Origin of the sequence: Vibrio sp. qd031, from assembly GCF_002100145.1 — a bacterium.
In the GTDB taxonomy this organism is placed as follows: domain Bacteria; phylum Pseudomonadota; class Gammaproteobacteria; order Enterobacterales; family Vibrionaceae; genus Vibrio.
Genome location: NZ_JXQD01000024.1, coordinates 46,656 through 59,609 on the forward strand (window position 1 = coordinate 46,656; position 12,954 = coordinate 59,609).

13 protein-coding genes are annotated in these 12,954 nt (G+C 47.2%); 11 read left to right on the forward strand and 2 right to left on the reverse strand.

What is annotated here, in order from left to right; genetic code table 11:
* Positions 1-94: 94 nt before the first annotated feature.
* Positions 95-958 carry a PHP domain-containing protein gene (locus tag ST37_RS08925; RefSeq protein ID WP_084885580.1) on the reverse strand — a complete coding sequence of 288 codons (864 nt, stop codon included), beginning with the start codon at positions 956-958 and terminating at the stop codon, positions 95-97.
* Between the two features lie 328 nt (positions 959-1,286).
* On the opposite strand from ST37_RS08925, the gene ST37_RS08930 reads away from it, so the two are divergent.
* Genes ST37_RS08930 through trpA form a run of 6 tightly spaced genes read left to right on the forward strand, consistent with a single transcriptional unit; the run spans position 1,287 to position 7,858 of the window.
* The gene (locus ST37_RS08930) at positions 1,287-2,825 is read left to right on the forward strand and encodes an anthranilate synthase component 1 (RefSeq protein WP_084885582.1); all 1,539 of its coding nucleotides are present in this window, start codon (positions 1,287-1,289) and stop codon (positions 2,823-2,825) included.
* A 10-nt stretch (positions 2,826-2,835) separates the two neighbouring features.
* Positions 2,836-3,450: an aminodeoxychorismate/anthranilate synthase component II gene (locus tag ST37_RS08935; RefSeq protein WP_084885584.1), complete on the forward strand. Its 615-nt coding sequence runs from the start codon at positions 2,836-2,838 to the stop codon at positions 3,448-3,450.
* A 9-nt stretch (positions 3,451-3,459) separates the two neighbouring features.
* The gene (trpD, locus tag ST37_RS08940) at positions 3,460-4,458 is read left to right on the forward strand and encodes an anthranilate phosphoribosyltransferase (RefSeq protein WP_084885585.1); all 999 of its coding nucleotides are present in this window, start codon (positions 3,460-3,462) and stop codon (positions 4,456-4,458) included.
* 1 nt (position 4,459) lies between these two features.
* Entirely contained in the window at positions 4,460-5,851 is a 1,392-nt protein-coding gene (gene trpCF / locus ST37_RS08945) for a bifunctional indole-3-glycerol-phosphate synthase TrpC/phosphoribosylanthranilate isomerase TrpF (protein ID WP_197687462.1), read from the forward strand.
* Between the two features lie 10 nt (positions 5,852-5,861).
* Positions 5,862-7,052 (forward strand): tryptophan synthase subunit beta, encoded by a 1,191-nt coding sequence (gene trpB / locus ST37_RS08950; RefSeq protein WP_084885587.1) that lies wholly within the window; start codon positions 5,862-5,864, stop codon positions 7,050-7,052.
* Complete coding sequence (trpA, locus tag ST37_RS08955) at positions 7,052-7,858, forward strand: tryptophan synthase subunit alpha (protein WP_084885589.1); 807 nt, start codon at positions 7,052-7,054, stop codon at positions 7,856-7,858. Before trpB ends, trpA begins: the two co-directional genes overlap by 1 nt.
* 116 nt (positions 7,859-7,974) lie before the next feature.
* On the opposite strand, the gene ST37_RS08960 is transcribed toward trpA, so the two are convergent.
* Complete coding sequence (locus ST37_RS08960) at positions 7,975-9,606, reverse strand: methyl-accepting chemotaxis protein (RefSeq protein WP_084885590.1); 1,632 nt, start codon at positions 9,604-9,606, stop codon at positions 7,975-7,977.
* A gap of 356 nt (positions 9,607-9,962) precedes the next feature.
* Between ST37_RS08960 and ST37_RS08965 the strand changes: the two genes are divergently transcribed.
* The 5 genes from ST37_RS08965 to ST37_RS08985 all read left to right on the forward strand — a co-directional run bounded on the left by ST37_RS08965 (position 9,963) and on the right by ST37_RS08985 (position 12,947).
* Positions 9,963-10,502 carry a septation protein A gene (locus ST37_RS08965; RefSeq protein ID WP_084886621.1) on the forward strand — a complete coding sequence of 180 codons (540 nt, stop codon included), beginning with the start codon at positions 9,963-9,965 and terminating at the stop codon, positions 10,500-10,502.
* A complete protein-coding gene (gene yciA / locus ST37_RS08970) occupies positions 10,502-10,903 on the forward strand; it encodes an acyl-CoA thioester hydrolase YciA (protein ID WP_084885591.1) in 402 nt (133 codons plus the stop codon). The genes ST37_RS08965 and yciA overlap by 1 nt, the downstream gene beginning before the upstream one ends.
* 27 nt (positions 10,904-10,930) lie before the next feature.
* Positions 10,931-11,227 carry a YciI family protein gene (locus ST37_RS08975; RefSeq protein WP_084885593.1) on the forward strand — a complete coding sequence of 99 codons (297 nt, stop codon included), beginning with the start codon at positions 10,931-10,933 and terminating at the stop codon, positions 11,225-11,227.
* Positions 11,227-11,640, forward strand: coding sequence for a type II secretion system pilot lipoprotein GspS-beta (gene gspS2, locus ST37_RS08980; protein ID WP_242426269.1), 414 nt, complete (start codon positions 11,227-11,229; stop codon positions 11,638-11,640). The genes ST37_RS08975 and gspS2 overlap by 1 nt, the downstream gene beginning before the upstream one ends.
* A gap of 149 nt (positions 11,641-11,789) precedes the next feature.
* Positions 11,790-12,947, forward strand: coding sequence for an ABC transporter substrate-binding protein (locus ST37_RS08985; protein ID WP_084885594.1), 1,158 nt, complete (start codon positions 11,790-11,792; stop codon positions 12,945-12,947).
* Positions 12,948-12,954 lie beyond the last annotated feature (7 nt).

Here is a 12,954-nt window from a genome sequence, read left to right on the forward strand (position 1 = left end):
AACGCGCTTTGCCGCGTATTGCGCAGCAAAGAATCTTATTGTTACCCCCGCGGCATCATAGAGGGGGGCTAAGTGTATAGCACCATGATAACGGTTATCCGTCTGTAGGCCACAGTGCAACGGCTTCCCACACAGGTGTTACACCTGAAGGCAGCCATAAATTTCGTCCTAACTCAGTCCAAGGCGACGGGTAGTGAAAGTCTGAGCCTTGAGAGGCTAATAGATTGTATTGTATAGCATAATCAGCAAGATTGCGTCGCTCTTGCTGACTTTGTTGCGGCAAAGCGATTTCCATGGCATCTCCGCCCGCCTCACTGAATGCTAACAGCAAGCGCTTTATCCACTTAGCCGTCAATTTATAACGACCTGGATGGGCCAATACTGCCACCCCACCCGCTGCGTGAATTGCATCTATTGCAGTTTTCATGTCGCACCACATTGGTGGTACATAACCAGGGTTATTGCGAGTTAGAAATTTTTTAAACACCTGCTGCATTGTTTTTGCGTATCCGTTGTCCACCAACCATTTCGCAAAGTGAGAGCGAGTCACTGGCGCTCTACCAGCAATGGCTTGTACTTCAGATAGTAACTGCTCTTCGCACACCGGTTCGGCGAACGACTTGGCTAATCGCTGCGCCATTATTTCAGCTCGGGTTGAACGGGTGTTCGCTTGTAACTGTATTAATGCACTCATTTCTGGGTGATGAGTATCTATACCTAGACCCACGATATGAATATCTTTGTTCTGCCACAGCGTAGACACTTCAATACCACTGACTAACGTCAAATCAAGGTTATTGCTCTCAATAAACGCTTGGGCTTCAATTGACCCGGCTACAGTATCGTGATCAGTGATCGCCAATACACTGATATCAAAATCCAAAGCGCGCTGAACCAACTCTGCCGGTGTGGATCGACCGTCGGATGCGGTGGTATGACTGTGGAGATCGATTTTCATAATAATGCTTGACTTTACCCGCTCGTACTAGTTAACTAGTACACATAAATTAACAGTGGAAATTGAGATGCTATTAGACAAGCTAATCCCGCAACACGCAAGCAACAATGATGCTATGAGCACCATTGCAAACGCTAGTGTTGTCTCAATTTCTTGGTGGCGCGCAACTTGACCTTGCGAGCTTCTGTAGACTAATCGTCCAATTTCATTGAAAGCTCGCAGTTTGCGAGCTTTTTTGTTTTGTTTCGCCTCAAATGTTTAGATACTGACGGCAAAGATTGAAAGGTCTAGCGTGGTAACGCTGGCTAAAGACCCAATAGGATGTGTTATGAGTTCAGCACCTTACTTCGATGTGATAAAGCAAGACCTGCCCTATTTCGAAGACCCGACGCAACTGTTTAACAGTTTGTGTCACGAGAAAAGCTGCAGTTTATTATTGGAATCGGCTGAGATCGACTCAAAGCAAAACTTAAAAAGCTTATTGCTCGTCGACGCTGCACTGCGCATTGAGTGTTTTGGGCTCCAAGTTCGCTTCGAAATCCTGAACCCTAATGGGCAAGCCGCGATCAAAGCCGTTTTGCCGCTGTTTGAGCAGTCGATCATCGAACATACAGAGCACCATTTACTGGTTGAACTGCCTCACACTCAACATCACCTAGATGAAGACAGTCGCTTAAAGCAGCAGTCGATTTTTGATGCGTTGCGTAGCTTTCAAACCGTTTATGGTGAAAAGGCAGTACAAGAATTGGATCTGTTTGTCGGCGGACTCTTCGCGTACGATGTGGTCGCCAACTTTGAGCCACTTGGCGATGCGAAACAAGTCAACCAGTGCCCAGATTATGTGTTCTACCTAGCTGAGAAACTGGTGGTGATTGATCATCAAAAGCAGCAATGCGTGATCCAAGGGAGTGTATTTGCTTCTAGCTATGCCGATACTCTCAAGCAAGACATTGTTGCACTCACCGAGGTGTGTAAGCAGCTTGAACCACTTCCTAAGCCCATCGAAGTTAAAGGCGCTCAAGTCACCACAAACATTAGCGACCAAGCGTTTTGCGACATCGTCACTGACTTAAAGCGTTATGTGGTAAGCGGTGACATATTCCAAGTCGTGCCGTCTCGTAAATTTACCCTGCCCTGCCCGTCGCCACTGGCGGCGTACAAAGAACTTAAGCGCAGCAACCCAAGCCCTTACATGTTCTATATGCAAGACAAGAAGTTCACGTTATTTGGTGCATCACCAGAAAGTGCTCTAAAGTACTGCCGCGACTCTAACCAAATCGAAATCTATCCAATTGCGGGCACACGCCGCAGAGGAAAGAATAGCGACGGAACCATCAACTTTGATTTAGATAGTCGTATCGAGTTAGAACTGCGCAGTGACAAAAAAGAGAACGCTGAGCATATGATGCTGGTCGATCTCGCGCGCAATGACGTAGCACGCATCGCTGAGCCTGGCAGCCGCTATGTTGCCGATCTTTTGCAAGTCGACCGTTACAGCCATGTCATGCACTTAGTGTCTAGGGTTGTAGGTCAACTTAGAAGTGACCTTGACGCACTGCACGCCTATCAAGCCTGCATGAACATGGGCACATTAACAGGCGCCCCTAAAATTCGTGCTATGCAGCTTATTCGTCAAGTAGAAAAAGAGCGTCGTGGCAGTTACGGCGGAGCCGTCGGCTACTTAACGGGTCGTGGTGACTTAGACACCTGTATCGTCATTCGTTCCGCCTATGTAGAAGACGGCGTCGCGCAAGTTCAAGCTGGTGCAGGTGTTGTCTTTGACTCTGACCCTCAATCGGAAGCTGAAGAAACAACAGGCAAGGCTCAAGCTGTCGTATCAGCCATTGCTGCTGCCCATAATTATTAAGGAGTCCATTGTGGCGAACATTCTATTTATCGACAATTTCGACTCTTTTACCTACAACCTCGTGGATGAGTTTCGAAATTTAGGCCATCAGGTGACTATTTATCGCAACAATGTCTTTGCAAGCGATATTGTTAAGCAGCTCGATGCATTAGACGATGCGGTATTGGTGCTTTCGCCTGGCCCTGGCGCGCCTTCAGACGCTGGCTGCATGCCCGAGCTCATTCAACAAGTCAAAGGCCGAACTCCGATCATTGGTATATGCCTAGGACATCAAGCGATTGTCGAAGCGTATGGCGGCACCGTGGCCGGTGCGGGAGATATTGTTCATGGCAAAGTCGCGATGATGACCCACAACGACCACCCAGTCTACCAAGGCCTGCCTTCTCCATTTGCCATTGCGCGTTATCACTCACTGGTCGCCACTCATGTCAGCGATGAGCTGGTGATTAACGCAGAAGTGGACGGTTTGGTGATGTCAGTGGTGCACGAAAATCACAAAGTTTGTGGATTTCAATTTCACCCTGAGTCTATTATGACAACCTATGGACAAACTCTATTGGCTAACGCTATCGAATGGGCGCTTCAACCTATTCACAATGCCGACGTTAGCACATCAAAGATTTAAGGATACTCAATGCACAAGATCATCGACAAATTATATCAACAGCAGTCCCTAAGCCAAAAAGAGAGCGAGTCTTTGTTTGATACCATTATCAAAGGGGACTTAGACCCTATTTTGATGTCGGCTGCACTCACTGCGTTAAAAATTAAAGGTGAAACGCCCGATGAAATCGCCGGAGCAGCAAAAGCGCTGCTAGCGAATGCTGCGCCCTTCCCTCGCCCAGACTATGATTTTGCCGACATTGTGGGCACAGGTGGCGACGGTGCCAACACCATAAACATTTCTACCACAGCGGCATTTGTCGCGGCGGCGTGCGGGTTAAAAGTAGCAAAACACGGCAATCGAGGCGTTTCCAGTAAATCAGGCTCATCAGATCTTCTAGACTCGTTTGGCATAAACCTAGCCATGAGCGCAGAAGATACGCGCAAAGCGGTGGATGACATCGGCGTGGCCTTCTTGTTTGCCCCTCAGTATCACGGTGGTGTGAAACACGCGATGCCTGTTCGTCAAACTATGAAAACCCGTACTATTTTCAACATTTTAGGCCCTCTCATTAACCCAGCACGTCCTAACATTGAATTGATGGGTGTGTACAGTGAAGAGCTCGTCGCCCCCATTGCTGAAACCATGCTGCAGATGGACATGAAACGCGCAGCCGTTGTTCACGGCAGTGGATTGGATGAAGTCGCCATACACGGCAGCACGACGGTGGCCGAGATCAACGACGGCAAAATCACTCATTACACGCTCACCCCAGCCGACTTTGGCCTAGAGTGCTATCCACTTGAAGCAATCAAAGGCGGCACGCCAGAAGAAAACCGCACCATCATCACCAACATGCTAACGGGCAAAGGCACGCCAGCTCAACTTGGCGCTGTTGCGGTCAATGTCGCATTGCTTATGAAATTATTTGGCCATGAAGATTTAAAAGCCAATGCCGCATTGGCAATTGAAGCGATGAACTCAGGAAAAGCGTACCAGCTTGTCCAAGCACTGGCGGAGCGAGGCTAACATGAGCGCAGTATCTCAATCGCAACGCGATATGGCGAAAGTCTTAGCGACCATCGTCGACGACAAGTACCTTTGGGTCGCAGACCGCAAAAAGCAGCAGCCTGTTGAAAGCTTTAAAGATGACCTGACGCCATCTGATCGCTCGTTCTACGACGCCCTTTCGGGTAGCAGCACTAAATTCATTCTTGAGTGTAAAAAAGCCTCACCGTCGAAAGGGCTGATCCGCGACGATTTTAATTTGGATTACATTGCATCCGTATACGCTGACCATGCAACAGCAATATCGGTGCTAACCGATGAAAAATACTTCCAAGGCAGTTTCGACTTTTTACCTCAAGTTAAGGCGAAAACGACCCAGCCCATTCTATGTAAAGACTTCATGGTCGACAGCTATCAGGTTTACTTAGCCAGACACTATCAGGCCGATGCAATATTGCTGATGCTGTCAGTAGTGACCGATCAAGAATATCGCGATATCGCTGAGGTTGCGCATAGCTTGAATATGGGCGTTCTCACCGAAGTGAGCAATGAAGAAGAGTTAGAGCGGGCCATTGCACTGGAGGCAAAAGTCATCGGTATTAATAACCGAAACTTGCGCGATCTCTCCATCGATCTTAATAGAACCAAAGCCCTTGCACCAAGTATTCCCGATGACCGAATCGTTATTTCAGAGTCCGGTATCTACAACAATCAGCAAGTGCGCAACCTGGCCAGTGTTGCCAACGGGTTCCTCATTGGTAGCGCCTTAATGGCCGAAGACGACTTAGACCGAGCGGTACGAAAAGTCACTCAAGGCGAGCACAAAGTGTGCGGCTTGACCTCACCTGAAGACGCGAGTAAAGCTCACACGAGTGGCGCAGTCTTTGGCGGGCTTATTTTCGTAGAAAAGTCCCCACGCTCCGTCTCTTTTGAGCAAGCACGCATCGTTATGAGTGGTGCACCGCTACACTTTGTGGGTGTATTCCAAAATCACGACGCGAGCAGTGTCGTTCAGTATGCGACTGAGTTAGGCCTGCATGCCGTGCAATTACATGGCAACGAAAGCCAGCAATACATCACGGAACTTAGACAAGCATTGCCTGAGCACTGTGAAATTTGGAAAGCCTATGGGGTAAGTGATGTCCTACCCGAACTTATCCCAAACGACGTCGATAGGCATTTACTCGACGCAAAAGTTGGCGAGCAATCTGGTGGCACAGGACAACAATTTGACTGGTCAATGTTAACCAATAAGAGCGTTATGCTGGCCGGTGGAATCAATCCAGATAACGCAAAACAAGCGGCATCACTCGGCTGTATTGGGCTTGATCTCAACTCTGGTGTCGAAAGCGCACCAGGTAAAAAAGATTTGCAAAAATTAACCGCTGCATTTGCAGCCATCAAAGATTTTTAAGGAAGTAAACATGGCTAAATTAGACGCCTATTTTGGGGAATACGGTGGACAGTTTGTCCCACAGATCCTCGTTCCTGCTTTGGAGCAGCTCGAGCAAGCGTTTATTGATGCACAAGCGGATCCTGAGTTTCAAAAAGAGTTTATTGAGCTCTTAGAAGAATACGCAGGTCGCCCAACGGCGCTTACCCTAACTCGCAATATCACCAAAGGCACAAAAACCAAACTTTATCTTAAGCGTGAAGATTTACTTCACGGTGGCGCGCACAAAACCAATCAGGTTTTGGGACAAGCACTGCTCGCTAAGCGCATGGGTAAACACGAGATCATCGCAGAAACTGGCGCAGGACAACACGGCGTGGCCACGGCATTAGCCTGTGCGCTATTAGGTTTAAAATGCCGAGTTTACATGGGCGCTAAAGACGTAGAACGTCAAAGTCCTAACGTATTTCGCATGCGTTTGATGGGAGCCGAAGTGATCCCTGTGCATTCTGGTGCCTCTACGTTAAAAGACGCGTGTAATGAGGCAATGCGTGATTGGTCAGGCAGCTACGAAACCGCACATTACCTATTGGGCACCGCAGCCGGCCCGCACCCATTCCCAACCATCGTACGTGAATTTCAAAAAATGATCGGGGAAGAGACCAAAGCTCAGATCCTAGAGCGAGAAGGCCGACTACCTGATGCGGTGATCGCGTGTGTTGGTGGTGGCTCCAATGCCATTGGTATGTTTGCTGACTTTATTGATGAGAAAGAAGTGAAACTAATTGGTGTTGAACCTGCTGGACTTGGCATCGATACCGATCAACATGGTGCGCCACTGAAACACGGCAAGACCGGTATTTTCTTTGGTATGAAAGCCCCGTTGATGCAAGATCCACATGGTCAAGTTGAAGAGTCGTATTCTGTATCTGCGGGCCTGGACTTCCCATCTGTAGGTCCACAGCATGCGCACCTTAATGCGACTGGACGCGCAACGTACGAATCCGCTACCGATGATGAAGCGCTAGAAGCGTTTCAGATATTAGCCCGTAACGAGGGTATCATTCCAGCGCTCGAGTCATCGCATGCACTTGCCTACGCGCTTAAAATGGCGCAAGACAACCCTGACAAAGAGCAGCTCATTGTGGTGAATCTCTCTGGTCGCGGCGACAAAGATATATTTACAGTTCAAGATATACTCGATAAAAAAGGAGCGCTGTAATGGCCAGATACTCGACTCTATTTGCAGCTCTCGAGGCGAAAAATGAGGGTGCGTTTGTTCCCTTCGTAACTATCGGTGATCCAACACCTGAGTTGTCACTTGAGATCATTAAAACCTTAGTTGACTCTGGCGCGGACGCGCTAGAGCTTGGGTTTCCGTTTTCAGATCCCCTTGCTGACGGTCCAACAATCCAAGGTGCTAACATCCGCGCGTTAAACTCTGGTACCACGCCAGACACCTGCTTTGACATCATCAGTCAGGTACGCTCGCTATATCCTGATGTTCCGGTGGGTTTGTTGGTCTATGCAAACCTTGTCTACGCCAACGGATTGGATTCCTTCTATGGAAAGTGTGCCAAGGCAGGGGTAGATTCGGTGTTAATTGCCGACGTTCCAACCAATGAAAGTGATGACTTTAACCAAGCGGCCAGCAAAGCCGGTATAGACCCTATCTTTATCGCGCCACCAACTGCTAGTGACGACACACTGCAACAGGTAGCTAAGCTCGGTTCGGGATACACCTACTTATTGTCGCGCGCTGGTGTTACCGGTGCTGAAACTAAAGCCAATATGCCAGTCAGTGATATGATCACACGCCTTGCTAAATTTGATGCGCCACCACCTCTTCTGGGATTTGGCATTTCAGAGCCTTCGCAAGTCCAGCAAGCTATTTCAGCAGGAGCAGCCGGGGCGATTTCCGGCTCTGCTGTAGTCAAAATCATTGAAAACAACCAAAATGATAAAGCTAAGGTGTTGTCGGAACTATCGAGTTTCGTCACTACAATGAAAGCCGCGACCATAAAGTAGATTTGCTCTATCGCAGTTAACAAAAAGCCAGTTCATTACGAACTGGCTTTTTGTTGTGTATCTAACAGTTCATTATTTGTAGATTACATGAAGCAACCCAAATGATGTGTCTTGCGCTAAATTTTAAATCGATTAACGATTTCATTCAGATTTTGGGCCATTTGGCTTAGATGTTCAGATGACTGCCCCATTTGATAGGTCGCCTCTTGAGAGTCTCGCGCTTCTGAGGCCACACTCTGCGTATTTGCACTGATGTGTGTTAGCTGCTCTTGCTGGCTTGAGGTCGCCTCCGCTACGTCTGTGGTGATCACTCTGAGCTCTTCAATCGCTGTATTGACCGAGCTTAACGCTTCACCACAATTTTGAGCAATTGCCATCCCCTCTTCAGTCTGAGTTCTACATTCAGACATCACGTCTACGGTTGACGCGACTTCACTTTGGAGCTGCATGATAATATCTTGAATGCTACCTGTAGATTCTTGCGTGCGCGATGCGAGAGTTCTTACCTCGTCAGCGACCACGGCAAACCCACGGCCCTGCTCGCCAGCTCGTGCTGCCTCGATAGCAGCGTTAAGGGCTAACAAGTTCGTTTGTTCGGCAATTTGTTTAATCACATCTAATATCTCGCCAATTTCGTTCGACGAGTGTGCCAGTTTTTCTGCGTGATTCGATGCAACGTCAACGCGATCGGCAATACGCTCAATCACTGTAACATTCTGCTTAACTTGCATAGAGGCTTCGTCAACAACCATGCTGGTTGCACCCGTCATGTCTAAGGCATCGTTTGTCGAACTCGATATCGACGTAGCACTAACGTTCACTTCCTCAATACTGGTTGCCGAAGCGGTCGTTTGCTCAAGTTGGTTGTTTACACCACCTTTAATCTGCACAGTGACGGTCGCAAGCTCTTCAGCCTGTGACGCTAAAGAATCCGTACTGCCGCGAATGTGAGCGACAATCTCTTTTAGCTCTTGCGTCATGGTGTTGAACGCATTACCTAATTGAGCAATTTCATCGGTGCCTTGAACAGGAACCTGAATGGTCAAATCTCTATCCGCTGCTACTTTGGCAACGCGTAGTTGCATCGCTTGCAAAGGCTCAATGATGTTACGCGCAATGAGGGCACCCATTAACACCAATAAACCGATCACTACAACGGACAATATGGTTTTCTCTATTAGCAGCTCGCTGAATGACTCTTCTATATCTGACATATACACGCCGGTACCAACCGACCAGTTCCAAGAAGCAAAGGGTTTAACAAAAGTGAGTTTTTCTTCTTGGGCGGTCGATCCAGGAATTGGCCAGTCGTAAGTTGCAAAGTCTCCCCCGCGCCTCGCCGCCGCTGTAATTTCTGTAAACGCGTACGTAATGTGCGACTGACTGCTGCGAAGCATGTTTTGACCGTTAAGATTTGGCGATGTTGGGTGTACTACCATATCTCCGTTTAATGTATTTACAAAGAAGTAACCATCGCCCGCATAACGAGTTTGATTAACAAATTCAATCGCCAGGGTTTGCGCTTCTTCTACACTGATTTGTCCCTGTTGCACGCGTTTTTCTAGTAAAGAAAATTGGGTCAGCGCGACATCGACTAACGATTCAGCTGCAAGCTTTCGCTCAACAATCGCTTCTTCCTTAAGGGAATAAACCCCCATTATTTGGGTAAACAATATGAGCATACCTGAAAAGGCAATTAAACTTCGAAGCTTCGTTGCCACACTCAGCCTGCTTAGATAATTGTGCATGTGACTATCCTTTTGACGTTGTAATTAAAATTCGAATTTGTATCTTTATGTAACGATTAATTACTCATCGGCCAATGCATCGGTGACTTGAGGTAAAAATGAAGAAATACTCTATTAAATTCCCAGTTGCTGGTTTATTAGCTAAGTTTCAGATATATATGTCATTTTCATTAGCAATTGCTAAAGTTACAGCCTCAAATAAAACATAAAAATATCGCTCTACAGAGTCTGTTGGTGTTTAGCTACTTCTTTCCCCGTTTGTACAAAATGATTCGACACAGTGTTTCGCGAGTTAGGTTGGACTGATTCTCAATCCTTGTTAGACTGAAGTTAACCCTCTATATTGCAGTTTTATGATGAAACAGCTGATTGACTTTTTACCCCTAGTGATATTTTTTGTACTGTATAAGTTTTTTGACATATACGTTGCGACCGGGGCATTGATCGCCGCAACAGCTGTGCAAGTACTGATCACTTACCTTATTTATAAAAAAGTCGAAAAGATGCAATGGGTTACCCTAGTGATGATTGCGGTGTTTGGTGGCATGACTCTGGCGTTACAAGATGCTAATTTCATCAAATGGAAAGTGACTATTGTGTATGCCCTTTTTGCCGGTGCGCTCGTTGTATCCGATTGGATGGGAAAACCATTAATCAAGGGCATGCTTGGGAAAGAAATCGAGCTACCAGAGAATGTCTGGAAACGTATTAGCTGGATGTGGGTAGGCTTTTTTATCGCTGCGGCTCTTCTCAATATCTATATAGCCTTTCAGTTACCGTTAGACGTGTGGGTCAACTTTAAAGTCTTTGGGTTACTGATTGGGACACTACTGTTTACGCTCATTACTGGGGTGTACATATTCAAACATTTACCAAAGGAAGAATCAGAAGAATAATGGAACAGGTATCGACCAAGTCACCCAACGGTGAAATGCTACTCAGAACATTAGCCATGCCCGCCGACACTAACGCCAATGGCGATATTTTTGGTGGTTGGATAATGTCTCAACTCGATTTAGCAGGTGGCATGCTCGCCAAGGAGATTTCCGGTGGACGCATTGCTACGGTATCAGTTTCAAGTATGACCTTTAAACGTCCCGTTTCTGTGGGCGCGGTCGTATGTTGTCACGGTAAATGCGCTAAAATAGGTCGAACCTCTATGTCGATTGACCTAGAAGTGTGGGTAAGGCCTGTGAGCAATGCAGGAATGGGTGAGCGTTACATGGTTTGTGACGCCACATTCAATTACGTCGCCATTGATGATGACGGCCGACCAAGACCTATTAAACCAGATTAACGACTAACTAAGAATAAGGAATGACTTATGTGGTACGTCATCTTTGCAACTGATGTAGAAAATTCATTGCCACTTCGCCAGTCAGTGCGCCCAGAGCATTTGTCTCGACTGGAAGCGCTTCGCAACCAAGGACGTTTGCTGACTGCAGGCCCAATGCCTGCATTGGATACTGAAGACCCGGGCGAAACGGGATTTACGGGGTCAACCGTGATTGCGGAGTTCGACTCGTTAGAACACGCTCAGCAATGGGCAAACTCCGATCCTTACGTAGAAGCTGGCGTCTATAGCAGTGTGATCGTCAAACCCTTTAAGAAGGTGCTCTAGTGACCAGCGTCTTCAGATTCGTAGGGCGTACGTTGCTTGTTGCCGCCGCAATAATCAGCGTCGGCTGCTCTTCTCAAATGGATCAACAACGTGAACTCGAATTACTGGCCGATCGTAGAGCCGAGATACTCTCTTCCGGTCTTCCAGTCAATTATGGTTCGCTGTCTATTGTTCGCGCCCAGGCTAAGCAAAATCGAGTTATCTTAGAAATGCTTTACGCTGGCGATTCGACGTTGTCTGCACAAGCACTATATCAACAAGCCGAAAAGTATTACTGCAGCAACAGTGAGATCCTAACAACGTTGAAGCAAGGATTAGTGTATGAAATTCGTATTCGCAACAGCCGTGGTCAAATAACCGTAAACGAGCTAATTAGCGACAGCACCTGCAACCCTAGTGCAGCAGGCTCTTAATCCTCATACGCTAAAAAGGCTCTAGTACTATTCGTCTAGAGCCTGTCTATCGTTTTCGACAGCTCAACGATTTAAAAATGACAAACGGTGAAAGAAAGTGCTAGAAAGCACGGTCTGTTAACAGACCAATCAATCTTGGAAAGGAAACCATGAAAAAAACTCTACTCATTGCTGGATTGTCGCTGGCAATCTCCACCGCAGTCTCTGCTACAAATCCGGACGTTAACAACTGGGATGCTGTCATTGAACAAGCCCAAAACCAAACAGTATACTTTCACGCATGGGGCGGCAGCCAAGAGATCAATAACTACTTAAAATGGGCCGACCAACAACTACAATCTCAATATAACGTGACACTAAAGCACGTGAAAGTTGCCGACATTGCGGAAACAGGCGCAAAACTGTTGGCAGAAAAAGCGGCGAACAATCACACTGGCGGCTCAGTAGACATGGTATGGATCAACGGCGAAAACTTTAAGTCGATGAAAAACAACCAACTGCTGTTTGGACCTTTTGCGCCTTCACTGCCGAATTGGCAACATGTAAACCTAGATCTTCCAGTAGACAGTGACTTTTCTGAACCAACACTCGGCTTAGAAGCACCCTGGGGTGTGGGGCAACTGGTGTTTATTCATGATCAACAAACACTCAATAACCCACCTCAGACCTATGCCGAACTACTGAGTTACGCAAAAGCATTCCCTGGAAAAATTAGCTACCCTAAGCCACCAGAGTTTCACGGCTCCAGCTTCCTTAAGGCCGTGCTTATTGAACTAACCAATAACGATCCACAGTTGCAACAACCGGTTGATGAGCAAACGTTTGACGCGTTTACAGCACCTTTATGGAGCTATCTAGACGAGCTTCACCCAAATAGTTGGCGTGCAGGTAAACAATTTCCATCAGGCACAGCGCAAACACTACAACTGCTTGATGATGGTGAGCTAGACCTTGCCATTTCGTTTAACCCTAATGCGGTATTTTCGGCGCAAGAAAACGGTACACTCGCAGAAAGCACCGCGTCATACGCAATGCAATCTGGTGCACTGTCTAACATTCATTTTATGGCGATCCCATGGAATGCTCAGTCTAAGGCTGGTGCTTTAGTGGCAATCAACTTCTTATTGAGCCCAGAAGCACAATCACGTAAGGGCGATCTGTCGATTTGGGGTGACCCATCGGTATTAAAGCAATCTGTTTTGACGGGGAGTGCGGCTAAAACCAAGCTGCATAAATCGGTACCAGAGCCACACCCAAGCTGGCAAACCGCTCTCGAGCAAGCGTGGTTAAAGCGCTACAATCAATAATAACGGA